At 69.4% G+C, this 25,268-nt stretch carries 17 protein-coding genes and 1 riboswitch; of the genes, 10 read left to right on the top strand and 7 right to left on the bottom strand.

From position 1 onward, the window contains the following. Window positions 1–9 precede the first annotated feature (9 nt). Window positions 10–984 (top strand): bifunctional DNA-formamidopyrimidine glycosylase/DNA-(apurinic or apyrimidinic site) lyase, encoded by a 975-nt coding sequence (gene mutM / locus ACFVVK_RS05480; RefSeq protein WP_390264547.1) that lies wholly within the window; start codon window positions 10–12, stop codon window positions 982–984. Here the strand turns inward: mutM and ACFVVK_RS05485 are convergent. The 3 genes from ACFVVK_RS05485 to ACFVVK_RS05495 are packed head-to-tail and all read right to left on the bottom strand — an operon-like array spanning window position 936 to window position 5,655. Next, on the bottom strand, window positions 936–1,967 hold the full coding sequence (locus tag ACFVVK_RS05485; RefSeq protein ID WP_390264549.1) for an NAD-dependent epimerase/dehydratase family protein: 1,032 nt from the start codon (window positions 1,965–1,967) through the stop codon (window positions 936–938). The genes mutM and ACFVVK_RS05485 overlap by 49 nt on opposite strands. Beyond that, the gene (locus ACFVVK_RS05490; RefSeq protein ID WP_390264552.1) at window positions 1,964–4,639 is read right to left on the bottom strand and encodes an alpha/beta fold hydrolase; all 2,676 of its coding nucleotides are present in this window, start codon (window positions 4,637–4,639) and stop codon (window positions 1,964–1,966) included. Before ACFVVK_RS05490 ends, ACFVVK_RS05485 begins: the two co-directional genes overlap by 4 nt. Beyond that, on the bottom strand, window positions 4,633–5,655 hold the full coding sequence (locus tag ACFVVK_RS05495; RefSeq protein ID WP_390264555.1) for a 3-oxoacyl-ACP synthase III: 1,023 nt from the start codon (window positions 5,653–5,655) through the stop codon (window positions 4,633–4,635). The genes ACFVVK_RS05490 and ACFVVK_RS05495 overlap by 7 nt, the downstream gene beginning before the upstream one ends. A 270-nt stretch (window positions 5,656–5,925) precedes the next feature. Here ACFVVK_RS05495 and smc point away from each other — a divergent pair, with 270 nt between their 5' ends. Beyond that, window positions 5,926–9,561: a chromosome segregation protein SMC gene (gene smc, locus ACFVVK_RS05500; RefSeq protein ID WP_390264558.1), complete on the top strand. Its 3,636-nt coding sequence runs from the start codon at window positions 5,926–5,928 to the stop codon at window positions 9,559–9,561. A gap of 115 nt (window positions 9,562–9,676) precedes the next feature. Further along, window positions 9,677–10,885 carry a signal recognition particle-docking protein FtsY gene (ftsY, locus tag ACFVVK_RS05505; protein WP_390264560.1) on the top strand — a complete coding sequence of 403 codons (1,209 nt, stop codon included), beginning with the start codon at window positions 9,677–9,679 and terminating at the stop codon, window positions 10,883–10,885. A 114-nt stretch (window positions 10,886–10,999) separates the two neighbouring features. Here ftsY and ACFVVK_RS05510 read toward each other — a convergent pair whose 3' ends face one another. Together ACFVVK_RS05510 and ACFVVK_RS05515 are read right to left on the bottom strand one after the other, a co-directional pair. Beyond that, window positions 11,000–12,697 carry a hypothetical protein gene (locus tag ACFVVK_RS05510; RefSeq protein WP_390264563.1) on the bottom strand — a complete coding sequence of 566 codons (1,698 nt, stop codon included), beginning with the start codon at window positions 12,695–12,697 and terminating at the stop codon, window positions 11,000–11,002. 127 nt (window positions 12,698–12,824) lie between these two features. Continuing rightward, window positions 12,825–14,075, bottom strand: coding sequence for an MFS transporter (locus ACFVVK_RS05515; protein ID WP_390264566.1), 1,251 nt, complete (start codon window positions 14,073–14,075; stop codon window positions 12,825–12,827). Window positions 14,076–14,326: 251 nt separating this feature from the next. On the opposite strand from ACFVVK_RS05515, the gene ACFVVK_RS05520 reads away from it, so the two are divergent. Both ACFVVK_RS05520 and ACFVVK_RS05525 read left to right on the top strand, forming a co-directional pair. Next, a complete protein-coding gene (locus ACFVVK_RS05520; RefSeq protein WP_390264569.1) occupies window positions 14,327–15,682 on the top strand; it encodes an ammonium transporter in 1,356 nt (451 codons plus the stop codon). Continuing rightward, window positions 15,679–16,017, top strand: coding sequence for a P-II family nitrogen regulator (locus tag ACFVVK_RS05525; protein WP_018773460.1), 339 nt, complete (start codon window positions 15,679–15,681; stop codon window positions 16,015–16,017). Before ACFVVK_RS05520 ends, ACFVVK_RS05525 begins: the two co-directional genes overlap by 4 nt. 118 nt (window positions 16,018–16,135) lie before the next feature. Here ACFVVK_RS05525 and ACFVVK_RS05530 read toward each other — a convergent pair whose 3' ends face one another. Further along, window positions 16,136–17,524 (bottom strand): glucose-6-phosphate dehydrogenase, encoded by a 1,389-nt coding sequence (locus tag ACFVVK_RS05530; RefSeq protein WP_390264572.1) that lies wholly within the window; start codon window positions 17,522–17,524, stop codon window positions 16,136–16,138. 152 nt (window positions 17,525–17,676) lie between these two features. Here ACFVVK_RS05530 and ffh point away from each other — a divergent pair, with 152 nt between their 5' ends. Further along, on the top strand, window positions 17,677–19,263 hold the full coding sequence (gene ffh / locus ACFVVK_RS05535) for a signal recognition particle protein (RefSeq protein ID WP_390264575.1): 1,587 nt from the start codon (window positions 17,677–17,679) through the stop codon (window positions 19,261–19,263). Between the two features lie 71 nt (window positions 19,264–19,334). Continuing rightward, window positions 19,335–20,069 (top strand): alpha/beta fold hydrolase, encoded by a 735-nt coding sequence (locus ACFVVK_RS05540; protein ID WP_390264578.1) that lies wholly within the window; start codon window positions 19,335–19,337, stop codon window positions 20,067–20,069. 101 nt (window positions 20,070–20,170) lie between these two features. Here the strand turns inward: ACFVVK_RS05540 and thiC are convergent, their stop codons facing one another. Next, the gene (gene thiC / locus ACFVVK_RS05545; RefSeq protein ID WP_390264581.1) at window positions 20,171–22,018 is read right to left on the bottom strand and encodes a phosphomethylpyrimidine synthase ThiC; all 1,848 of its coding nucleotides are present in this window, start codon (window positions 22,016–22,018) and stop codon (window positions 20,171–20,173) included. Next, window positions 21,987–22,094, bottom strand: a riboswitch (TPP riboswitch). (Overlaps the previous gene by 32 nt.) Before the next feature lie 80 nt (window positions 22,095–22,174). On the opposite strand from thiC, the gene ACFVVK_RS05550 reads away from it, so the two are divergent. From ACFVVK_RS05550 to ACFVVK_RS05560, 3 genes are all read left to right on the top strand, one after another. Further along, window positions 22,175–23,257 (top strand): amidohydrolase family protein, encoded by a 1,083-nt coding sequence (locus ACFVVK_RS05550; RefSeq protein WP_390264583.1) that lies wholly within the window; start codon window positions 22,175–22,177, stop codon window positions 23,255–23,257. Window positions 23,258–23,338: 81 nt separating this feature from the next. Further along, complete coding sequence (locus tag ACFVVK_RS05555) at window positions 23,339–24,214, top strand: VOC family protein (RefSeq protein WP_390264586.1); 876 nt, start codon at window positions 23,339–23,341, stop codon at window positions 24,212–24,214. 486 nt (window positions 24,215–24,700) lie between these two features. Next, complete coding sequence (locus ACFVVK_RS05560) at window positions 24,701–25,138, top strand: hypothetical protein (RefSeq protein WP_390264589.1); 438 nt, start codon at window positions 24,701–24,703, stop codon at window positions 25,136–25,138. The last annotated feature ends 130 nt before the right edge of the window (window positions 25,139–25,268 follow it).

The following is a 25,268-nucleotide window of genomic DNA, read 5'->3' on the forward strand; positions in this document are numbered from 1 at the left end:
GCAGCGGCGTTGCCTGAACTGCCCGAAGTTGAGGTGGTCCGGCGCGGACTCGTGAGCTGGGTGCGGGGCCGGACCATCACCTCGGTCGACGTGCTGGATCCGCGCTCCCTGCGGCGGCACGCCCTGGGACCGGAGGACTTCGCTGGCAACCTGGAAGGCGCGCGGGTCCTGGACGTGGTCCGCCGCGGCAAGTTCCTGTGGATGCCGCTCACGGATGCTTCCGGGGACCCGGCCCCCGGCAGCCCCGCCCCCGCCAGCCCGGCACCCGCCGTCGCGCTGATGGCCCATCTGGGCATGTCGGGGCAGCTGCTGATGCAGGACGCGGCCGTTCCGGACGAAAAGCACCTGAAGGTCCGGCTGGGGCTCAGCGCCGCCGGGGGCATGCCGGAGCAGCTGCGGTTCGTGGACCAGCGCATCTTCGGCGGCTTGTTCCTGACCTCGCTGATCCCCACGGCCGACGGCGGCCCGGGCGGCCTTGCCGAGACGCCGCTGCCGCTGATCGCCGAGGAAGCCTCACACATTGCCAGGGACCCGCTGGACCCGCACTTTTCCTTCGGTGCCTTCTACCGGCGCCTGCGGGCCCGGAAGACCGGGCTCAAGCGGGCGCTGCTGGACCAGGGCCTGGTCTCCGGGATCGGGAACATCTACGCGGACGAGGCGCTCTGGAAGGCCCAGCTGCACTACGCCCGGCCCACGGACACTTTGCGCCGGGCCGAGGCGCTGCGGGTGCTCGACGCAGCCCGCGAGGTCATGACGGATGCCCTGGCCGCCGGCGGCACGAGCTTCGATTCGCTGTACGTCAACGTCAACGGCGCCTCGGGGTATTTCGAGCGCTCCCTGAACGCTTACGGCCGGGAAGGGCTGCCGTGCAGGCGCTGCGCCGCCGCCGGCCGCGTCAGCCTGATGAAACGCGAACAGTTCATGAACCGCTCGTCCTACACCTGTCCCGTCTGCCAGCCGAGGCCCCGCAACGGCCGCTGGTAACGGCCGCTGGTAGCGGACGCCCGGTAGTGTTCGGCCAGCTTCGCCAGGCCCTCGTCCAACGTAACGGCGGGCGTCCAGTCGAGAAGTTCACGGGTCTCCCGCTGGTCGAACCAGTGGGCAGTGGAGAGCTGCTCAGCGAGGAACCGGGTCATCGGCGGCTCCTCGGGGCGGCGGGCCCGGGTCCAGAGCCTCTCCACCACCGATCCTGCCGCCCGCGCGAGCCCGCCCGGCACCGTCCACGTCGGTGCCGGGACGCCGCCCGCGGCGCAGATGCCCGCCAGCAGCTCGCCGACCGGGCGGGGTTCGCCGTTTGTGAGGACCAGTGCCCGGCCGTGGATGTGCTCCACGCGGTGCAGCGCGGCGACGATGGCTGCCGCGGCGTTGTCCACGTACGTGGTGTCGATCAGCGCCGCACCGGCGTCGAGCAGCGGCAGGCGGCCGCGGCTGGCCCGGTCCAGCACCCGTTCCACCAGCTGCGTGTCGCCGGGGCCCCAGACGATGTGCGGTCGCACCGCCGCGACCCGGAATTCCGGCGAGTCCGCGGCCAGCGCCAGCAGTTCGGCCTCGGCCTTGGTGCGGGAGTAGTCGCCGTGCGCGCGGTCCGGGTCCGCCGGCTCGGCGCCCAGCCCGGCGATGGCGCCGCCGGAGTAAGCGACGGACGGGGAGGAGACAAACACCAGGTCCCGCACGCCTGCTTCGCGGGCCGCACGGAGCAGCCGGCGCGTGCCCTCGACATTCACTTCGTCGAACTCCGCGGCGCGGCCGGTGAAGGAGACCTTCGCGGCCAGATGGATGACGCCCTCGGCGCCGGCGACGGCGCGCCGGATGGCGTCCTCGTCCGCGAGGGACCCGGCGAGATCCGCGGCGCCGGCAACTCCCGAGGGGCGGCGCTGGAACGTGGTGACGGCGTGGCCCTGCCGCACCAGCAGCCCGGCCACTGCACCGCCGAGCAGGCCGCTCGCGCCGGTGACCAGGACCCTCACGGCGTTCCCGGCCGGCCGCCGGCCAGCACCGCCGAGGCCCACCGGGACAGGCGGGTCCGGTCGATCTTGGCGTTGTGGCGGATATCGGTGGGCTGGGAGGGGACGGCGAGCACAGCGGAGACGCTGACGCCCGCCCGGCGGGCGGCCTCCCGTACGCGCCCGGCGAGCTGCGGCGCGGCCGGTCCGGCCCGGCGGGCGGGAGGGACAGTCTCGACGACGGCGACGACGGCCTGCGTCCCGGCCGGACCGACCCCGACGACGGCGGCCAGGCCGACGTCGTCCAGGCGTTCGATGGCCTGCTCCGCGCCCACGGGCGTGAGCACGGCACCCGGCGCCGTCACGACGTGCGCGAGGCGTCCTTCCACCCAGAGCCGGCCGGCGGCGTCGAAGTGCCCGACGTCGCCCGTGCGGTGCCATCCGGGCGTGCGGACGCTCTCGCGCTGGGTCAGCCAGAGCCTGTCGTAGGCCTCCTTCACATGCGGGGCACTGACGAGGATCTCGCCGGTCACTCCCGCCTCGGTGACGGGCTCGTTCCCCGGCGCGGTGCCGTCCGCGGCGAGCGGGACGACAGCCGCGCGGGCCCCGTGCACCGGCCGGCCAACGCATACGCCGTTGCCGGCCCCGGCCACGGCTCCGGCGGCGGCGTCGGCCTCCGCGGCGCGGATCTCTTCGAGGCTGATGTCGGTCACGGGCAGCGCCTCGGTCATCCCGTACGGCGTGTGCAGCGAGGCCCGGGGCAACAGCCGCTGCACCTCCGCGAGGAGGGATTCGGGGACGGGGGCGCCAGCGGAGAGCAGCAGCTCCACCCGCCCCAAGGCCTCGTGCCCGGACGGGTCCATGCCGCCCTGCGTCGCGAGGACGTTGCGCAGCGCCGCGGGGGAGGCGAAAATCACCGTCGCGTCGATGGCCGCGGCGGCGTCCGCCAGCGCCGTGGCGGTGAGGGTGCGGGGCACGGTGACGTCCATGGCGGGCGTCACCGAGACTGCCCCGAGCGCCGGGCCCAGCAGGGCGAACGGCGCGAAGCCCGCCACCAGGCGTGCGCCGGGGCTGATCCCCAGCGTCGCGGACACGGTATCCCGCATCGCGGCCAGCTGCCGGTGCGTGTACAGCACTCCCTTGGCGGGTCCGGTGGAACCGGAGGTGAAGAGCACTGCGGCGTCGGCGTCGGGATCCGGAGCCTGCGACGGCGGTTCAAGGCCCGCTCCGCGGCGGGCGAGGGCAGCGAGGGAGGTTTCGACGCCGAGGAGGCGGCGGCGGGCGGCCGGCAGGTCCCGCACACTGATGCGCCGTCCCGACCAGCCGAGCACCGAGGCGGCCGCCAGCGCCTTGTCGATACCGATGAGAACATCCGGGGTGGCGCCCTTCACTGCGCGGCTCAGGCCGCGGGTGCCCAGGCCGGCGTCGGCCACGACCACCACCGCGCCGAGCCGCAGGCAGGCGTAGAGGACCACGGTCAGGTCCACTCCCGGCGGAACCATCAGGCTCACCCGGCTGCCGTGCCCCACACCGGCTCCCTGCAAACCCGCCGCGAGGGCGGCAACATGCAGTTCCAGCTCCTGCCAGCTGAGCGAGCGGGCGATGTTGCCGTCCGGGGCCATTTCCGCGACGGCGGTGTCCCCGGCGGCGGCTCCGGCCGCCAATTCGGTGAGCGGCGCCCAAAGGGGCGGGACCCCGCGGCCTTGGATCGCAGCACCGTGGACATCAGTGCCGTGGATTTCAGAGCGGTGTTCGAGGGGTTCGTCCCGGCCGAGCTCGGCAAGCCACTGGAAAACGGGACCGGCGATGTCCCGGTCTTCCGCGACGAGGTGGCCGGCACCCTCGAAGCGGTGCACTTTCGCGTGCGGCAGCCGGCCGATGAGGTCCTTGAGGTACCGGTCGGAAAAGATCGGGTCCCGCGGGCCCCAGAGCATCAGGGCCGGAACCGTCAGCCCGCGCAGGCCTTCGGCGAGGCGGTTGAGCGCCGGGAAGCTGGGGTGGGACGCGTCGGCTGGAATGTCGGCGACAAAGTTTCCCACGCCGGCGCGGCGGTCGGCGCCGCGGTAGGGGGCCATGAAGGCGCTGCGGACGTCGGCGGCCAGCGGCGGGTGGGCGAGGGAATGCGTCACCCGTAGGAAGGCGTCCGACGTCGTCGTTCCCCAGCGGTGCACGGCCGGGTGCAGGGCAAGCCGCAGCGCGGGCGGGAGGGACGAGCCGGAGGGCTGGTGGACTGCGGTGTTGGTCAGCACGACTCCGGCGAGCTGCTGCGGGTGTGCCAGGGCCCAGCCGAGACTGATCACGCCGCCCCAGTCATGGCCGACGGTGATTACCGGCCCGTCCAGGCCGAGCGCGGCGGTGAGGTCGGCCAAATCGTTGATCCGGTCTGCCAGGCGCCGGAACGTGCCGGTGCGTTCGGAGAACCCCATATCCAGCTGGTCCACCGCCACCACACGCCACGGTTGTGCGGGGTCGGCTCCGGCGGCCAGCAGGGTCCGCCACAGATAGGACCAGGTCGGGTTGCCGTGCACGCAGAGCAGGGTGCCGGCGGGAGTCAGACCGCGCCGGGAGAGCTGCGCGCCGTTGTCGAGCAGGTGCCAGCGGCGCACGGCTCCAGGCTCATCCGCGGCCGAGGTGGACGCCACAGCGACTTCGCGCGACCATTCAGGGTCGACGCCGGGCCAGCCGGCGGCTACCAAACGATTTCCATCATGGCGGTGTTCAGGCCGGAACCGACGCCCATGCACAGCACACGGTTCCCGGTTTCGAGGGTCTGCGCTTCGGCGGCGAGGGTCATGGGGAGCGAGGCCGGGCCCACATTGCCCCAGTGCGGGAAGGTGATCGGCACCTTGTCCGGGTCCAGGTCAATGGCATCGATGATGGCCTGCGTATAGGCGTTGCTCACCTGGTGCGTGACGTAGCGGTCCATCGCGCCCCAGTTCCACTCCGGCTGGGCCTCGTGCCAGGCGTCGATTACGAGCTGGAGCCCGCCGTCGAGCAGGCCCTTGGTGTCGGTGGTCATGCCGTCGATGCCGCCCACGCACAGTTCGTGGTGCTCGGTGCCGGCCCGCATCACGCCGCCGACTATCCGGTGCGCGCCCGGGTGCTGGTCCACCGGGCCCAGGACGGCCGCGGCGGCTCCGGAGCCCAGGGTGAGGGTGGCGAACTCGCGGTTGAAGTCCTCGCGGGTTGTCTCGGGCCGCTGCAGCCGGGCCAGGGTGGCCTCCTGCGTGGCCTGGGCATCCTCACCGTTGACGATCATCGCGTACTTGATCTGGCCAGAGTCGATCATGTTGGCCGCCAGGGTCATCCCGTTGACGAATCCGAGGCAGGCGTTGGCGAGGTCGAAGTTCATGGCCGACGACGGCAGGTTGAGCCCGTGGTGGATTTTCACCGCGACAGACGGTTCGAGGTTGCGCCGCGTGACGGAGGTGTTGATCAGCAGGCCAACCTCGGACGCCTCGATGCCGGACTCAGCCAGGGCCTTCGCGCCTGCCTCGATGGCGGCGTCGTCGAACGACGTCCCAGGGGCCCACCAGCGCCGGTGCGTGATGCCGGCGACCCGTTCGAGCAGCTTCGGGGGAAACCGCAGCCGCCTGAGCGTCAAAGCCAGCCTGCGGTCGAAATCCGTGGAACTGACGATCGTCGGAGCTTCGACGCTGCTCACCGAAAGCAAGGCGGTGTTGCTGTACCGGAATGTCGCATTCCCTATCAATTCAAGCCCCTGTTCATGTCTGTCCTGCGCTTCTGCGGTTGACTGCCCCTTCAAGCACAAGCTCAAGAGCTTAACTATGCCCGTTGCACGCCACTTTCCGCATATGCCGTCCGCGGCATCAGCAGCGGCTTCGCAGGGTACTGCGCGGAATTGTCACAACTCCGCAGTAGATTGTATGTATCCGGGGCCGTCCCGAACACCAGCGCCCGCGTCGAATCATGCTTTCGTCGAACAGCGCCCCAGCCCGCCGAGCAGGAGACCCGAAACACCTTGCACCTCAAAAGCCTGACCGTCCGGGGATTCAAGTCGTTCGCCTCGGCGACGACGTTTGAATTCGAGCCAGGCGTCACCGCCGTGGTCGGCCCCAACGGCTCAGGCAAATCCAACGTGGTGGACGCGCTGGCCTGGGTCATGGGCGAACAGGGTGCCAAGACCCTTCGGGGCGGCAAGATGGAGGACGTGATCTTCGCGGGCACCTCCGGCCGGCCGCCCCTGGGCCGTGCCCACGTCTCCCTGACGATCGACAACAGCGACGGCGCCCTGCCGATCGAATACAGCGAAGTGACTATCTCGCGCACCCTGTTCCGGACCGGAGGCTCGGAGTACGCCATCAACGGCGCCGGCTGCCGGCTGCTGGACATCCAGGAGTTGCTCTCCGATTCGGGCCTGGGCCGCGAGATGCACGTGATCGTAGGCCAGGGGCAGCTGGACAAAGTCCTGCACGCCACCCCGGAGGACCGGCGGGGTTTCATTGAGGAGGCCGCCGGCATCCTCAAGCACCGCCGCCGCAAGGAAAAGACCGTCCGCAAACTCGAAGCCATGCAGGCTAACCTGTCCCGGCTCAGCGACCTCACCGGCGAAATCCGGCGCCAGCTCACGCCCCTCGGAAAACAAGCGGAAGTGGCCCGGCGCGCCCAGACCGTCCAGTTTGAGGTCCGGGACGCCCGGTCGCGCCTCCTGGCCGACGACCTCGTCCAGCTGCAGTCCGCGCTGGCCCAGGATGTCGCGGATGAGTCGGCGCTCAGGGCGCGCCGCGGGGTCGTCGAGCGCGACCTTGAAGCCGGCCGGCACCGTCAGGCGACCCTCGAACGGCTCGCTGCCGAGGCCACGCCCAAGCTGAACGCCGCGCGGGAGAACTGGTACACGCTCTCCACGGGGCGCGAACGGTTCCGGTCTCTCGGCTCCCTCGCCGAGGAACGCCGCCGCCTGCTCGGCGCGGCGGACGCGGTTCCGGACACCGGCCGGGACCCTGACCAGCTGGAGAAGCAGGCCGTCCGCGTCCGCGACGAGCAAGCCGGGCTGGAACAGCAGATCGTGGACCGGACCCAGGCACTGGACGCCGCGACGGCTGCCAAGCAGGACGCCGAACAGACCGCCGCCGCAGAGGACAAGCGGCTGGCGGCCCTGCTGCGCGCCGCCGCCGACCGGCGCGAGGGCCTGGCGAAGCTGGCGGGCCAGGTGGGCGCGGCGCGTTCCCGGGTGGAGTCCGCCCAGGCCGAGATCGGACGCCTCCGCGACTCCCAGAAGGCCGGCGAGGAGCGCCGCCGCCAGGCGCAGAGCGAGTTCTCAGCGCTGGAGTCGCAGGTGGCAGGCGTCGAGGACGGCGAGGAATCACTCGATGCCGACTATGAGGCCGCCGGCGCAGACCTGGACGCCGTCCTCGCCGAGATCGAAGAGCTGGAGGCAGCCGAGCGGGAGGGCGAGCGGGAACGCGGCGCCCTCGTGGCCCGCCGGGATGCCCTCCAGCTCGGCCTGAATCGGAAGGACGGTTCCGGGCATGTGCTCGGGGCGGCCTCCGGGGCCTTGGCCGCGGGCGTTCTGGGTTCGCTGGCCTCCATGATCACGGTCGAAGCCGGATTCGAGCCCGCCGTCGCGGCGGCGCTCGGCGCCGCCTCTGAAGCCGTCGTAGTCCGCGACCGGGAGACGGCCGCCGCTGCCGTGCAGCTGCTGCGCGACGACGATGCCGGACGCGCCGCACTGCTGCTGGCCGAGGCTCCCGGCGGTTCACCGGCCGGCGCGCCCGCCGACGCCCAGGGCGGTGCCGCTCCGGGCAGGGCAGCGCTTCCCGCTGGCGCGCGCTGGGCCGCGGAGCTGGTTTCCGTGGCGGGGCCGGACGACGCCGGACTGCCGCTGCCGGCCCTGCTGGCCGGCGTCGCCGTCGTCGAGGACCTCAAGTCGGCGGCGCAGCTCATCGCCGCGCGTCCCGGGCTCACCGCCGTGACCCGGGCGGGCGATGTCTTTACCGCGCTGACCGTGACAGGCGGCTCCGCTACGGCGCCCTCGCTGCTGGAAGTCCAGGCCGCCGTCGACGACGCCGCCGCCAAGCTGGCCGCCGTCGCTGCCGGGCTCGAACGCAACCGCTTCGCCCTCGCCGCCGCCCGGGCGCGGCGCGCCGAGGCAGAGGACCGCGCGGAAGCAGCGTTGGCGAAACTCCACGATTCCGACGCAAAGCTCGCCGCCGTCGCCGAACGGCTCGGCCATCTGAACTCGGTGCTGCGCAGCGCCGTCGGCGAAAGTGAACGCCTCGGCGCCTCCCTGGCCCGGGCCGAGGCCAACATCGTCAGCGAACAGGATGCGCTCGAAGCAGTGGCGGCGCGGCTCGCCGCCGCCCAGGAAGCCCCGGCGGAGGAGGAACCTTCCCCGGAGCAGCGCGACGCCCTAGCCCTGGCCGCGTCGCTGGCCCGCACGGCCGAGATGGAGGCCCGGCTCGCCCTGCGCAGCGCCGAGGAACAACTCACGGCCACACGAAACCGGGCGGCCTCACTGGAACGCGCCGCCGCCACCGAGCGCCGCGCCCGTGAGGAAGCCGCGGAACGGGCCCGCCGCCGCGCGCTCCAGGCCCGCCGCGCTGCCGCCGTCGCTACGGCCGTGGAGCAAGTGACCGGGTTCATCGATGTGTCCGTGGAGCTGGCCCGACGGGAGCGGGACCACGCGGAGGAACGCAGGGAAGAGATGGAACGCGAACTTGCAGCGGTACGCAGCGGCAACGACGCCCTGGCCCGCGAACTGGCCGAACTCACCGACTCCGTGCACCGTGATGAGCTCGCCCGCGCGCAGCAGCGGCTGCGGATTGAAGCGCTGGAACTCAAGAGCGTCGAGGACCTCGGGTTGACGGCCGACCAGCTCGTGGCCGATTACGGTCCGGACCAGCCCGTCCCGGTCCCGGCCGGCGCGGGGGAAGACAAGTGGGCCGCCCTGCGCGCTCCGGTGGACGAGGACGGCCACGAGATTGTCGAGGGCAGGCCGTTTGTCCGTGCGGAACAGGAAAAGCGGCTCAAAAAGGCCGAACGTGACCTCGCGGCCCTCGGCAAAGTCAACCCGCTGGCGCTCGAGGAGTTTGCCGCGCTGGAGGAACGCCACCAGTTCCTCAGCACCCAGCTCGAGGACCTGAAATCCAGCCGCAAGGACCTGCTGGACATCATCAAGGAAGTCGACGAGCGCGTGCAGCGGGTCTTCGCCGAAGCCTTTGAGGACACCTCACGGCAATTCGTCCGGGTTTTCGCCCGGCTGTTCCCGGGCGGCGAAGGCCGGCTGGTCCTGACCGACCCCTCGGACATGCTCACCACCGGCATCGAGGTGGAGGCCCGGCCGGCGGGCAAGAAGATCAAGCGGCTCTCGCTGCTCTCCGGCGGCGAACGCTCCCTGACGGCGGTGGCCCTGCTGGTGGCCATCTTCAAGGCACGGCCCTCGCCGTTCTATGTCATGGACGAGGTCGAGGCCGCGCTCGATGACACCAACCTGGGCCGGCTCATCACCATCTTCGAAGAGCTGCGTGAATCCAGCCAGCTGATCGTCATCACCCACCAGAAACGCACCATGGAGGTCGCCGACGCCCTGTACGGCGTGACCATGCGCGGCGACGGCGTCTCCACGGTCATCAGCCAAAGGCTGGGCGCGGAGGTTTGAGTCCGGAGGTTTGAGCGCGGCGGTCTGAGCAGGGCAGGTCCGAGCAGGGCAGGGGCTCTGGCCGAACGAATGCGCTGGCCACAGCCCGTTTTGGGGTTTGTGAGAAGCTAGGGGAGTGAACGACATCCTCCCCATCATCCTGCCCATTCTCGCTGTCCTGGTGGTCCTCGGTGTGCTGATCCCGGTGCTCATGAGGAGCCGCAAGACCACCCGGAAGTATCTCGGCCCGCGTGACGAAAACGACCCCGTGCTGGGCACCGGAACCCTCGTGGAGGACCGCCCGTCAACGGCGGCGGCACCCGAACGCGCGGCGCCGGGCAGCACCGGCCTCGACGACTTGGAGACGGTCGAGGTGCCGGACAACGTCGCCGGCCTGGAAACCGTGCCGGTCGAAACCCCGCTGCCGGTGGCCGGCCGCCTCATCCGGCTGCGCGAGCGGCTGGTCAAGTCCAACAACATCCTGGGCAAGGGCCTCCTGGCCCTGCTCTCGGCCGACAAGATCGATGACGACGTCTGGGACGAGGTCGAGGAGACCCTGCTGCTGGCCGACCTCGGCACCGAACCGACCATGCAGCTTGTGGACGCGCTCCGTGAGCGCGTCAAGGTGATCGGCACGCGATCGCCCGAGCACGTGAAGGCCCTGCTCCGCGAGGAACTCATCAAGCTCGTGGATCCCACCATGGACCGCAGCCTGAACGTTGACCGCCACGCCGATAAGCCCGCCGTCATGATGGTGGTCGGCGTCAACGGTGTTGGCAAGACCACCACCGTAGGCAAGCTGGCCCGCGTGCTCGTCGCCGAGGACAAGGACGTGCTGCTGGGCGCGGCTGACACGTTCCGCGCCGCCGCCGCCGAGCAGCTGGCCACGTGGGGCCAGCGCGTCGGCGTTCCCACCGTGAAGTCGGACCTCGACGGCGCGGACCCCGCATCGGTTGCCTACGAGGCCGTCAAGGCCGGCATCGACCAGGAGGTCGACGTCGTCATGATCGACACCGCGGGACGCCTGCAGAACAAGGTGGGCCTCATGGACGAGCTCGGCAAGGTCAAGCGCGTCGTCGAAAAGCTGGCCGAGGTAGACGAGGTCCTTCTGGTCCTGGACGCCACCACCGGACAGAACGGGCTCAACCAGGCCCGGGTGTTCTCCGAGGTCGTCAACATCACCGGCATCGTCCTGACCAAGCTGGACGGCACGGCGAAGGGCGGCATCGTCGTCGCGATCCAGAAGTCCCTGGGCGTCCCGGTCAAGCTGATCGGGCTGGGTGAAGGCGCCGACGACCTCGCGCCCTTCGACGCTGAAAGCTTCGTGGACGCGCTGCTGAACTAGCGGCCCAGCAACACGCCACCGCTACGCGAACCGCAACAAAAAGTTCCCCGGTCCAGCCAGGACCGGGGAACTTTTTTATTGCCGCTGTTGTGTCCGCGCTGCGCGGCCAGGCGGCTAGTACTTGAAGTTCAGGACCGTCATTGTTCCGGCCGTGAGCTTGAAGTTTTGCGTCCCTGACTTGTAGGCGAAGCCGGGCACCGTGGCGCGCTTGGCGAGGGGCGTCGGCCCGGACTTGGCGCCGTCGATGACGGTCTGGTCCTCGGCCGCGTAGCTGGGCCCGCTGAGCTGCGTCATGGTCCCGGTCACCGGCTTGCCCGGCAGGTTCAGGGTGACGGAAGTCTGCGCGGCCTTTTCGGGATCATTTTCATTGATGATCACCACACTGGTGCTGCCGTCCGCGTTCTGCAGCGCGTAGCTGAACGCCAGGCCGCCGCCGGAGCTGTTCAGTTTCAGGAACTTTCCGGCCTCAAGCTCCGCGACCATGGAGATGCCGAAGAAGTTGGCGCGGCCGGACATCTTGCCGTTTCCGAACGGGTAGGCGCCGGCGCTGCAGATCGCGGACAGGGGCGGCCCGCCCTTGCACGTCAGCAGGGAGCTGTGGAAGCTGACCCGGGTGATGCCCTGCTGGGCGGCGGTGAGGGCGTAGTCTGCCGCCCACAGCGCCGAGGCGTGGGTACGGGAGGTCTCGTTCGAGCCGGGGCACGCCGACACCCCGGTTTCCGGAATCCAGGTCTCCAGGCCCGCGGCACGGCCCACAGCGAGGCCGGCCTTCTGGTAGTCGATGGAACGGTCGTGCATCGCTCGGCTCGCGAGGTTTGCCATCGAGGGCGAGTCCTGGGGGACGTGGCCTTCACAGTCGGAGAGCGGGTAGTGGTGGAACGTCAGGATTTTCTTCTGGGGGATGTCCGCATCGACGAAGGGCCGCCACCACTTCGAGTCAAAGGTGCCCGGTCCGGAGATGGGCACGTTGGGCGCCACCGCATAGATGGCGTTGGCGTAATCCTTCAGTTCCCGGACATATTGGTCCACGCTGTAGCCGTCGGTCTTCACATCGTTGAAGACGAAGCCGTTGGGTTCGTTGCCCACGGTGACGCTGAGCAGCCGGTCTCCGAGGATCTGCGAGGCGTTCTTGACCATATCCGCGGCCCGGGCCGGGTTGTAGTGGCCCAGGTCCACCGTGAGGGTGACCCTGGCATCACCGGCCGTTAGGAGGGTCTTCAGCCGGGTCAGGTCTGCCGGGCCCACGGCCTTGACCGGGTGGGCCTTGTCGCCTTTGTAATCGGCGGGAACGGCCTCGCCGGTGGACGTCCAGAAGAACCGCCGGTCGACGGCGTTGCCGCCGAAACGCAAGACCGGCTGGTCGAGTTCCTTGAGAAGCTTCACCATCGACGCGTTTTCGCTGCTGAGGTCGGGATCGGCCAGGTCCGTGGCCTCCAGGGAGATCCCCATTGTGCCCTTGTTCAGCGCTGTGCCCACGAGGTCGCTGGAGACGTCGACCTTGAGGGGCTCAACTTTTTCCAGCGGCGACCCGGCAGGCGGACCCGGCTGCGCGTAGTAGGTCACACGCGGTCCTACCTCTGCCGGCGTGGATGCCGGAGTGGACGCCGCTGCGGACCCGGAAGGGGCCGGCGGGGCCGGGTTTACGAGACTGAGTGGAATCAGCACTGCCACGGTTGCGACGACGACGGCGGTTCCGGCGCCGGCGACGATCCGTGCACGCTTCCTCCTCTTCGCCGCATTGTTCCCCGCGTTCGCGGCGTTGTCGGGGTCAGGGCTATCGGCTTTCCCGGGGGAAGAGTCGAATCTGGCCATGGGGGATTACCTCCGGAAGTTTGTGGCAAGTGTCCCCAGCTTAGCCAAGGACTCCGGCCGCCGCCGACCGGAGCGTTGCGGGCCGGGCTCTGTGCACGGCGACGGACTGTGGCGGCGGACTGGCTGGTCAGGCCTGTTCCGCCGCGGGCCGGACCAGGGTTTCGCGGGCCAAGAGCCACACAACGGCGGCGGCCAGCAGCATGCCGCCGGTGACACCGAAGGCCCAGCCGTAACCCAGCCGGTCCGCCAACAGGCCAGCCACCACGGGCCCGACGATCGCCCCGCTGTCGGAAGCCATCTGGAAGACGGCGAGGACGCGGCCGCCGGAACGCTCGTTGCCGATCACATCGGCAATGGCGGCCTGTTGCGCCGGCCCCAGCAGACCGGACCCGATTCCGGCGCAGGCGGACGCGGCCAGGAACCAGGGCAGCTGGTGCGTGAGACCGATGGCCGCCGTAGCCGTGCCGGTGACCGCCAGCCCGGAGAGCAGGAGCGGCTTGCGGCCCAGGCTGTCCGCGAGCCGGCCCGAGAACGTCAGCGCCACCGCGTTCCCGCCTGCAAACACGGCCAGCGCCCAGCCGGCAGATTCCGGTCCGGCGCCAAGGGCCACAACGGCGAAGAGCGGCACCGTCGCCATCCGCACACCGAAGGTGGCCCAGCCATTGGCAAAGCTGGAAAACAGGCCGGCGCGGTAGGCGTTGTCGCGCAGGGCGTCCCGCAGCTCCATCGCCGGGGCCGTGGCGCCGGACTGCCGCGAGGCGGTCGGGACGTGGCTGAGCTGGGTTTGCACCACGAGGGCCGCCAGGACCAGGGCCGCCGCGTAGGCAAGGAAGGGTACCCGCAGGCCGAAGTTGGCCAGCAGGCCGCCGACAATCGGCCCGCAGACGTTGCCGATCAGGAAGGCCGAGGCATAGGCCCCGGAGACACGGCCGCGGCTTTCCGGTGGCGCGAGCCGGACCACCAGCGCCATGGAGGCCACGGTGAACATCACCGACCCGGCTCCGCCAAGGCCGCGGAACACCAGCAGCTGCCAGTAATTCTGGGCAAAAGCGCAGGCCGCCGTGGACGCCGCCACAATGAGGAGGCCGGCGACGTACACGGGCCGCTCGCCCAGCTTCACGATCAGGGCGCCGCCTGCGGGGGCGAAGACGAGCCGCATGAAGGCAAAGATGCTCACGATCACAGCCGCCGCCGTCGCGCCGACGTCGAACGTGGTCGCGAACTGGGGGAGGACCGGTGCGACGAGGCCGAAACCGAGGGCGATCAGGAAGGCAGCAACCAGCATCACCTTGATGTCCCGGGGCAGCCGGGGGCGCCCCGGAGTCTCGGAAGGGACCTTGGGGGCGGCCTCGCCGGCGGGGCGGGAGGTGTTGCTCATAGTGCGATCGTCCTTGGGCAGAAGCGGCGCAGGTTCGCAGGCGCCATATGAAGCGGGGATTAAACCGATGAAACATAACCGTAACAAGTGTGAGATGCACCATTTACGTCCGGGAGGTTCTTGTAACACACCGGCAATCCAAATCCTCCGCCAGCGAAACACGGCACCACGAAACTCTTCTGTAGAACGCAAATTATGCGTTGGGACCCGCGGACTACTCCGCACCTAAATAGCAAGAGAGGACGCAGACCATGGAACTCACCGCAGGTCTCGTTTGGCTCCTGGTCGCCGCGGCACTCGTGCTGTTCATGACCCCGGGCCTGGCATTCTTCTACGGCGGCATGACTCGGGCCAAGTCGGCCCTGAACATGATGATGATGAGCTTTGTCGCCATTGGAACCGTTGGCATCGTCTGGGTCCTGTGGGGCGCCTCAATGGCCACGAGCAACGACGACAACTTCTTCCAGATCTTCGCCAACCCGTTCAGCCACTTCGGCCTCCACGGGTTCACCGAACCGGCCGATCTGCTCAAGGTGGGCTACGCCGCCACCTTCGCCATCATCACGGTGGCCCTGATCTCCGGTGCCGTCGCCGACCGCGCCAAGTTCTCCGCCTGGGTGGTCTTCACCCCGATCTGGGCAACGCTCGTCTACGCGCCGATGGCCTTCATGGTCTGGGGCGGCGGCCTCTTCTCCGCTGACGGCTGGTTCGGCCAGACCTTCGCGCCGGTCATCGACTTCGCCGGCGGCACCGTGGTCCACATCAACGCCGGCGTCGCGGGCCTGATCCTGGTCCTGATCATCGGCAACCGCAAGGGCTTCGGCAAGGACCCGAACCACCGCCCGCACAACATTCCGTTTGTCATGCTCGGCGCCGCGATCCTGTGGTTCGGCTGGTTCGGCTTCAACGCCGGTGCCGCCGCCACCGTTGAGCAGGCCGGCCTGATCTGGATCAACACCCTGGCCGCTCCGGCCGCCGCGATGCTCGGCTGGCTCGCCGTCGAACGCTTCCGCGACGGCCACCCGACGTCCCTCGGCGCCGCCTCCGGCGTCGTCGCCGGCCTCGTCGCCATCACGCCGGCCTGCGCCAACGTCTCCCCGCTCGGTGCGATCGCCCTCGGCGTCGTCGCCGGCGTTGCCTCCGCCCTCGCCGTCGGCCTGAAGTTCAAGTTCGGCTACGACGACTCGCTCGACGTCGTCGGCGTCCACCTCGTCGCCGGTGTTATCGGCACCGTGGCGATCGGCTTCCTGGCCACCCCGACCCAGGGCGCTGCGGGCCTGTTCTATGGCGGCGGCACCACCCAGCTCGTCGCCCAGGTCCTCGCGGCGGCCATTGCCATCGTATTCACCGCCGTGATGACGTTCATCATTGCCTTCCCGATCCACAAGCTCATGGGCTTCCGGGTCTCCCAGGAACAGGAAGTCGTCGGCGTGGACCTGAGCCTGCACGCAGAGACCGCCTACGAATTCGGCGTCGGCGGCCACGGCGGCAGCTTCCAGCCGCTGCACGAACTCATCACCGGCAAGCCGCAGTCCGACGAGGCAGCCCCGGTGGATGCCTCCAACGGCAAGCAGAACTCAACAGGTAAGGAAAGTGTGGGGGCATGAAACTGATCACGGCAATCGTCCGTCCGGAAAAGCTTGAGGCCATTCGCGAGGGCCTGGAAGCCTACGGTGTACAGGGCCTCACGGTCAGCGCTGCCAGCGGCTACGGCCGGCAGCGCGGGTACACCGAGGTGTACCGCGGGGCTGAATACAACGTGGACCTCCTGCCCAAGATCCGGGTCGAGGTGCTGGCCACCGACGAACAGGCAGACGACATCCTCGATGTCATCATCGCCAGTTCCAACACCGGCCGGGCCGGCGACGGCAAGGTCTGGACGATGGATGTGTTCGAGGCTGTCAGGGTCCGCACCGGAGAGCGAGGCGCGGCGGCGATTTAGCTGCCAGCGTCCCGCGGAACGCGCGGCTGGTGCTACGCGGCGCTGACACAGCGGGCCGGATTCCTGAAAGGGCATCCGGCCCGCTTTGTCGTGTCTGCTGCCCGGCTCCGGCTGCGCGTTACGTGGGCCAGCCCTCCGGGCCGGGGCTTCCGGCAGGATATTCCTCCAGCGGGACATGCCCGGCGGCCCAGGACTTCAGCACCGGCGCCAGGATCCGCCAGCAGTCCTCGGCGGTGTCGGCCCGCACCGAAAGCAGCGGATCGCCGGCCAGGACGCCCTCCAGCACTTCACCGTACGGCAGGAGGTCGGAGGCGCTCAGCTCGGCCGTCAGCGTGGCCCGGTCCAGGCTCAGGACATCGCCCGGGCCGTTCACATCGACGTCGAACTGCAGCGTGTCAGGGCCAAAACCGATCCGCAGCTTGTTGGGGGCATCCACGCCGGTGAATCCCTTCGGCAGGTGCGGCACCGGCCGGAAAGTCACCACAGCCTCCTTGCGCTTGTCGGCCAGCGCCTTGCCGGAGCGCAGGATGAACGGCACGCCCTGCCAGCGCCAGTTGTCGATCGATACCTCCACTTCGGCCAGCGTCTCGGTGCCCCGGGACGCGTCCACGCCGTCCTCCTTGACGTAGTCCGGGACTTTCCGGCCGTTGATGGAACCTGCCGTGTAGCGGGCCCGGCGGGTGCTCCCGCGGAACGGGGCCTTGATGCTGCTGGCGCGGAGCAGCGTGGCCACGGCATCGCGGAGGTCGCGTTCGTCCACGGACGCCGGCGGCTCCATCGCCATGAGGGCCATGATCTCCAGCAGGTGGCTCTGAATCATGTCCCGCAGGGCGCCGGCACCGTCGTAGTAACGGGCACGGCCCTCCAAGGCGAGGTCCTCGTCAAAGGTGATCTCGATCTTTTCAACGTATTGCCTGTTCCACACCGGCTCCAGGAACGTGTTCGCGAAACGCAGGCCCAGGATGTTCAGGACGGTGGCCTTGCCCAGGAAATGGTCCACGCGGTGGATGTGGTCTTCCGGGACCAGCGCGGCCAGCGTCGCGTTCAGGTGGCGCGCGGACTGCTCGTCGGAGCCGAACGGTTTCTCCATCACCAGCCGGGTGCCGGCGGGCACCTCTTCCGGGGTCAGCGCCTCGCAGGCCAGCTGGCTGACCCGCGGCGGGAGCGCAAAGTAGACGGCCACGGGCCCCTCGAGTTCCGCCAGCAGCCCGGCGAGCTGGCCCTTGGCCGTGACGTCGAGCTGGTGGTAACTGCTGTCCTGCCGGATCCGCTTCAGCTCCCGCTTGCCGTGGGCGTCGGCCCGGGAGTTTTCGTCCGCGAAGGACTCCTCGATGCGTTCCTGCCACTGTTCGGCCGTCCACGGATCCGATCCCGCCCCGGCCAGCGCCAGCCCGTCGGCACGGCCGCGGGCCACCAGCCGGGCCAGCCCGGGCAGCAGGAGCCGGCCGGTGAGATCGCCCGAGGCACCCAGGATGAGCAGGGTTTTTACAGTTGTTTGGCTGGTCATCTAAGCCAGCATGCCATCTTGGAGGCGCATCTTGGTACCCTAGATAGTCGAGTCCCGTTGTCGAGGCGGTTCGTTCAGGCGAAAACCAGCCGCGACGCTGGCGTGCCGGACCGGCCGCCACCTGTAGATCCACTGAAAGAAGTGCACGGCGCGTGTTCAATTCACTCTCTGACCGGTTGACAGCAACCTTCAAGAATCTGCGTGGCAAGGGCCGCCTCACCGAGGCGGACGTTGACGCCACGGTCCGCGAGATCCGGCGTGCCCTCCTGAACGCCGACGTCGCCGTTCCTGTTGTCCGGGAGTTCACCGGCCGCGTCCGCGAACGCGCCCTCGGCGCCGAGGTGTCCGGCGCACTGAACCCGAGCCAGCAGATCGTGAAGATCGTCAACGAGGAGCTCGTCGAGATCCTCGGCGGCGAGACCCGCCGGATCCGGCTCGCCAAGACCGGACCCACCATCATCATGCTGGCCGGTCTCCAGGGTGCCGGTAAGACCACCCTGGCCGGCAAGCTGTCCAAGTGGCTCAAGGCCCAGGGCCACAGCCCCATGCTGGTGGCCTGCGACCTCCAGCGCCCCAACGCCGTCACCCAGCTGCAGGTGGTCGGCCAGCGCGCCGGCGTCCCCGTGTTCGCACCGCACCCGGGCGCCACGTCCACCGAACTTGACCACCCCGCCGGCGACCCGGTCGCCGTCGCCCGTGCCGGCGTCGAGGAAGCCAAGCGCACCCTCCACGACGTCGTGATCGTGGACACCGCCGGCCGCCTCGGCGTCGACGCGGACATGATGGAGCAGGCGCGCCAGATCCGCCGCGCGATCGTCCCGAACGAAGTCCTGTTCGTGATCGACTCCATGATCGGCCAGGACGCCGTCAACACGGCCCTGGCTTTCGACGAGGGCGTCAACTTCACGGGCATCGTACTCTCCAAGCTCGACGGCGACGCCCGCGGCGGTGCCGCGCTCTCTGTCGCCTCGGTGACCGGCAAGCCGGTCATGTTCGCGTCCACCGGCGAAGGCGTGGACGACTTCGAGCTCTTCCACCCGGACCGCATGGCCTCGCGCATCCTCGACATGGGTGACGTCCTCACCCTGATTGAGCAGGCGGAGAAGTCCTGGGACAAGGACGAAGCCGCCCGGATGGCCAAGAAGTTCGCCGACCAGGAAGACTTCACCCTGGACGACTTCCTCGCCCAGATGCAGCAGATCCGCAACATGGGCTCCATGAAGAAAATGCTCATGATGATGCCCGGTGCGCAGAACATCCGGCAGCAGCTGGAGCAGTTCGACGAGCGCGAGATCGACCGCGTCGAAGCCATCGTCCGGTCCATGACCCCGCATGAGCGCGTGGCTCCCAAGATCATCAACGGCTCGCGCCGGGCCCGCATTGCCCGCGGTTCCGGTGTGCACGTCTCCGAGGTTAACGGGCTGCTGGAGCGTTTTGCCCAGGCCCAGAAGATGATGAAGAAGATGGCCGCCGGCGGCGGCATGCCCGGTATGCCGGGAATGCCGGGCATGAACGGCGGCGGTGCCCGCAAGGGCGGCAAGTCCGCGCCGAAGAAGAAGGCCCGTTCCGGCAACCCCGCCAAGGCGGCGCAGGAACTGCGCGACGCCGAGGCCCGGCGCGCGGCCGGCGCCAAGGCCCTGCCCACCGGAGCGTCGTTCGGCCAGCAGGGGGGCGACTTCGATCCGTCCCAGCTGAATCTGCCCAAGGGCTTCGATAAGTTCCTCGGCGGCAGCAAGTAGCTACCACTGGCCGGTGCCGCCGGGGCTGTGTCGCCGGCGGCTCCGGCGCTCCGGTGCCATAGGGTTAGACCATGTTCAAGCAGCGCGTAGTCTTCGTCCACGGGGACGGCAGCTTCGGCGCCGCCGCGTGGCCGAAACAGCACGGTATGGCGCTGGACTACGACGCGCTGTTCCTGCGGCGGCACGGGTTTGACCCGGTGGCCGAACCGCTCGAATCCAGCTTTTCCGCCGACGCCGCGATTGTGCTCGGATCGCTGGCCGATGACGGCCGCGGCGAGGCCGGCGGCCATGTGGTGGCCCATTCCCAGGGTGCCATCTCCGCCATGATGGCCGCGGTGGAGCGGCCGGACCTCGTCCAGTCCCTGACCCTGGTGGAACCGGCCTGCCTGTCCCTGACCGCGGAGCTGCCGGCCACCGCCGCGCACCGGGCACTGATGCAGCCGCTCTACGACGTCCGGCACAGCCTCAGCGATGACGACTTCCAGCGGGAGTTCATCCGCCGGGCCTTCGCCGCCGACGCCCCGGGGGCCACGACGCCGGAAGCCCTCCGGTCGGCGCGCCGGCTCCGGCTGCAGGCGCCGCCTTGGGAGGCCCCCTTGCAGATCGTGCCGGGCGTGCCGACGCTGGTGCTCACCGGCGGCTGGGAACCGCTGTACGAGGAAATCGCCGGCTACCTCCGCGAGACCGGGGCGCTGCACCGCACCGCCCCGGGTGGGCACCGGCCCCAGGACTCAACCGAAGGGGACCGGGCCATCCGGTCATTCATCGCCGAGGTCAGCCGGCACCGCCACGCGCGGGCGTCTTAAGGGCCGCTGGCGTCTTAGGGGCCGCCCAGTTGGCCGCGGCGGCGGGCCGGCCGGCCGGGGCGGCGGGCCGGCCGGCCGGGGCGGCGGGCCGCCGTGGGCCGCTATGCCGGGCCGCCTACGGTTGGCTGCGGAAGGTAGACCTTTCCGCCCGAAGCCAGGAACTCGTTGCTCTTGGCCTGCATTCCGGCCGCCACCGCCGCGAGGGCCGCCTGTGAGTCGGCGGAACCGTATTCCTTCCGGATGTCCTGACTGATCCGCATGGAGCAAAACTTCGGTCCGCACATCGAGCAGAAGTGCGCGGTCTTGGCCGGCTCCGCGGGCAGCGTTTCGTCGTGGAACGCCGCGGCAGTGACCGGGTCCAGGGACAACGCGAACTGGTCCCGCCAGCGGAACTCAAACCTTGCCTTGGACAGGGCGTCGTCGCGTTCGTGCGCGCCCGGATGGCCCTTGGCCAGGTCGGCGGCGTGGGCGGCGATTTTGTAGGTGATCACGCCGGTCTTCACATCGTCCTTGTTCGGCAGCCCCAAGTGTTCCTTGGGCGTGACGTAGCACAGCATGGCGGTGCCGTAACGGGCGATCTCCGTCGCCCCGATGGCCGAGGTGATGTGGTCATAGCCCGGCGCGACGTCGGTGACCAGCGGCCCCAGCGTGTAGAAGGGCGCGCCCTTGCAGAGTTCCTGTTGGCGCTCGACGTTCTCCCGGACGAGGTGGAAGGGCACGTGTCCCGGACCCTCCACCATCACCTGAACATCGAACTCCCAGGCTCGCTGCGTGAGCTCGGCCAGGGTATCGAGTTCGGCGAACTGCGCGGCGTCGTTGGCGTCCGCCGTCGACCCCGGCCGCAGCCCGTCGCCGAGGGAAAATGCGACGTCGTAGCGGGCGAAAATTTCACAGAGCTCGTCGAAGTGGGTGTACAGGAAGTTCTCCTGATGGTGCGCCAGGCACCATCCGGCCATGATGGAACCGCCGCGGGACACGATGCCGGTGACCCGGTTGGCCGTCAGGGGAACGTAGCGCAGCAGCACCCCGGCGTGGATGGTCATGTAGTCCACGCCCTGCTCGCATTGTTCGATCACGGTGTCCCGGAAGATCTCCCAGGTCAGGGCGTTCGCTTCGCCGTTGACCTTCTCCAGCGCCTGGTAGATCGGGACCGTGCCGATGGGGACGGGGGAGTTGCGGATGATCCACTCGCGGGTCGTGTGGATGTCGTCCCCGGTCGAGAGATCCATCACCGTGTCCGCACCCCATTGGGTGGCCCACTGAAGTTTGTCGACCTCCTCGGCGACGGAGCTGGTCACCGCGGAGTTGCCGATATTGGCGTTGATCTTTACCAGGAAGGCCTTGCCAATGATCATCGGTTCGGACTCGGGGTGGTTGACGTTGTTGGGAATGATTGCCCGGCCGGCTGCCACCTCGCTGCGGACGAGTTCGACGTCGCAGTTCTCGCGCAGCGCCACGAACCGCATCTCCTGGGTGATGACCCCGTCCCGCGCATAGCGCATCTGGGTCACGGTGCGGCCCCCGACGGCGCGGCGCGGGACCGGGCGCCCGCCCCGCCATTCGGCCGACGCCGCACCTCGGCGCACCGCCGACTTGCCGTCGTCGAGCAGGTCCCTGGCCCGGCCATCGTACGGCTCCGTGTCGGCCCTCGCCTCAATCCAAGGGGCGCGGAACGGCTTCAGCCCGCGGAGCGGGTCACTGCCCGGTCCGGCCGTACGGTAGACCCGGAACGGCGGGTTTTCCACGCCGCCCGGAGAGGGTTCCAAGGCAATTTCGGTCACCGGGACGCGGAGGCCGTGTTTCGGGTCCGTCGTGAAGGCCAGCGAGTGGGACTTCAGCGCCTGTGTGGGGGCCGCAGGCTCATTTTGGACAGGGCTGTGCTCATTTTGGGCACGGCTGTGCTGTGTTTCTGTGGTGCTCAAAGGATTACTCACTTCCTTCGCCGGCATTACCCGGACAGGTTCAACGGTCGCAGGCTGCGTCAGCCCGATCTCAGCCCCTGCAGGGGCACCCGTGTGGTCGTAGACGAAGCTACCACGTGTCCGGGCGCCGGCAAGCGAGTGTGACGGGGACGCCAGGCCCGACACGGGGCTAGGCTGGGTGCCATGACCGGCATCATCGAATTCACCGGCCCCGTCCTCACCGGACCCGACACGGAACGGCGCGGCCTCTGGTCCGTCGGCGGGAGGCTGACTTTCCGCCGGCCCTCCGCCGCGCCGGACCACGTGCTGGACGGCTGGGTCATCCCCGGCCTGGTGGACGCGCACTGCCATATCGGACTCGGCCCCGGCGGGGATGTCCCGGAGGATGTTGCGGAATCCCAGGCCTTGGCGGACCGGGACGCCGGAACGCTGCTGGTCCGCGACGCCGGCGCCGTCCACGACACCCGCTGGCTCCAGCACCGGGCCGATCTGCCGCGGATCATCCGTGCCGGCCGGCACATCGCCAGGACCCGGCGCTACCTGCGGGGCCTCGCCGTCGAGGTGGAACCGGACGGGCTTGTCGAGGCGGTGCGGAAGCAGGCCCGGGCGGGGGACGGCTGGGTCAAACTCGTGGGGGACTGGATCGACCGCGACGCCGGCGACCTCGCCGCCAGCTTTCCCGCCGCGACCGTCAGGGAAGCCGTCCGGGCCGCCCACGATGAAGGGGCGCGGGTCACCGCGCACTGCTTCGCCGAAGACACGCTGGATGACATGCTCGACGCCGGAATCGACTGCATCGAGCACGGCACCGGCCTGCTGCCCCGGCACCTGCCGCGCTTCGTGGAACAAAGCGTGCCGGTTGTCCCCACCCTGATCAATATCGCCACCTTCCCGGACATCGCCGCGCGGGCGGAGGCCAAGTTCCCCCGCTACGCCGCGCACATGCGCTCGCTGTGGGAGCGCAGGGCGGAGCGGATCCTCGAAGCCCACGAGGCCGGGGTGGCCATTTATGCCGGTACTGACGCCGGCAGCGTGATCAGCCACGGCCGGATAGTGGATGAGATCCAGTCGCTGCACGCCGCGGGCCTGCCGGCCGCCGCCGCCCTCGACGCCGCCAGCTGGTCCGCGAGGGCGTGGCTTGGTGCGGACGGCATCGCCGAAGGGGCCAGCGCGGATGTCCTGGTGTGCACAGAGGACCCCCGCCGGCACCTTGGCACCCTCGGGGGACCACGGCACAGCGTGCTGCGCGGGCGGCTCCTCCATTAGGAATAAATTGAAGCTTCAAGTAATTTAAGTGTATGTGAAGGTCGCCGAACCCGGCGGCCCCAGAACCCTTGGAGAGTTTCGATGACCGCAGAAGCCAGCACCCAGGATCTCCTTCCTGCCGCACTCACTATGGGCACCGTGATGCTCAAGGTGGGCGACATGAAGCTCATGACCGATTACTACCAGCGCGCCCTCGGCCTGGATATTGTGGCTGAACAGGACGGCGGGCTCTACCTCGGGCGCCAGCAGAAGCCCCTGGTCCACCTGGCGCCCGCGCCTGGCCTGAACATTCCTTCCCGCGGCGAAGCCGGGCTCTTCCACACCGCCCTCCTCTTCGAGGACCAGAACTCCCTGGCGGCCACCATTGCCAGTGCCGCCCAGTATGAGCCCCAGTCCTTCACGGGCAGCGCCGACCACCTGGTCAGCGAGGCCTTCTACTTCAACGACCCCGAAGGCAACGGCATCGAGCTGTACTGGGACCGGCCCCGGGACGCCTGGTCCTGGGAAGGCAAGAACGTTGTCATGGACAGCCTGGCCCTGCCGCCGCAGCGCTACCTGCAGCGGCACCTGACCGAAGAGTCGGTCGCCGGGCAGCGGAACGCAGCTGCCGGCGTCGGGCACGTCCACCTGCAGGTCGGCGACGTACAGTCCGCGCATGACTTCTATGTCGGCACGCTCGGATTCGAAAAGACGGCGGGCTGGCACGGTCAGGCGCTGTTCGTCTCGGCCGGCGGCTACCACCACCACATGGCCATGAACGTTTGGAACAGCCGCGGCGCGGGTCCCCGGCGCGACACACTGGGCCTGGGTGAGGTGCTCATCGAGGTGCCGTCCGGGGACGACGTCGGAGCACTCGCCGACCGCCTCCGCGTCGCCGGCGTCGACTCGCACCACACGGGCGCCGAGCTGCGCTTTGAGGACCCGTGGCGCAACCGGATCCGCGTCACCGTCCGCTAGGTCGCCGTTCGCGAAGTCGCCGTCCGTCCGCCGCTCCGGCGCCCCGGCCGGGGGGACATGCCCATTTGTCACGCCCGCCACTGGGCATATTGGCATTACGTCCAGTGGTCGCGGTCAGGGGGAGGGCATGTCCGCGAGAGGTTAGGTCCGCGGGGGAGCATGTCCAGTCGTTGCGGTCAGGGGAGGGCATGTCCCTAGGAAGCCGCATGGAGACCGCGCCGGGGGAGCATGTCCGCTGCTGGCCGGCGAGACCGCAGGACATGTCCATTCGTCGGGCCCGGCATTTGGGCATATTGGCATTATGTCCAATGGTCGCGGTCAGGGGAGGGCATGTCCCTGAGGGGTTAGATCCGCGGGGGAGCATGTCCAGTGGTTGCGGTCAGGGGAGGGCATGTCCCCGAGAGCTGTGCCCCAAAACGCACGCTAGGCTGAAGCGACGCCGACAACAGCGGTCAAAATGCCGCCGAACCCTGAAGGACTAGCTGCATGGGATTCACCGAAATCTTTGTGTCCACCCACGAAGAGGCCCTCAAGCGCGCCGCCGCACTCGAAGGCGGCGCGCAGGCAGCCGCGGGCGCCGTCCGGATCCCGGACATCAGTGACTTCGAGGTGGAACGCCTCGGTGACCTCGCCGGAGTGGCCGTGCACGCACCGGGCGCGGACTACGAACTGGCCATGGTGGACGTGGCAAGCGACGCTCTGCTCGGCGTGCCCTCCGCCATGGTGCGCACCCTGGCCGAACTGCTCAGCTATGAAACCGAAGGCGAAGGCGACGTCCTCGAGGACGTCGCCGCGAACTGGGCCAACGAGGAAGACATGCCTTTCGGCCCGGACGAGGCCAGGAGCTATGTCCGCCGGATCGCCGAACTCGCCGCCGGAGTCGACCCCGCCACCAAGTCCGGGCTGTACGTCTGGACGTCCTGACCGAACGTCCCGACCGGCCCGTACGGCCCCGCTCGGTCACGGCATTCGTGCGCCCGGACCGTGTCAAGTCGAAATCCTGCCGGTGATCTGGCACAATGATCAGGTACTTGATCTGCGTGGCCCCTCTCTC

It is taken from the genome of Arthrobacter sp. NPDC058192 (genome assembly GCF_042883665.1).
Classification (GTDB): domain Bacteria; phylum Actinomycetota; class Actinomycetes; order Actinomycetales; family Micrococcaceae; genus Arthrobacter.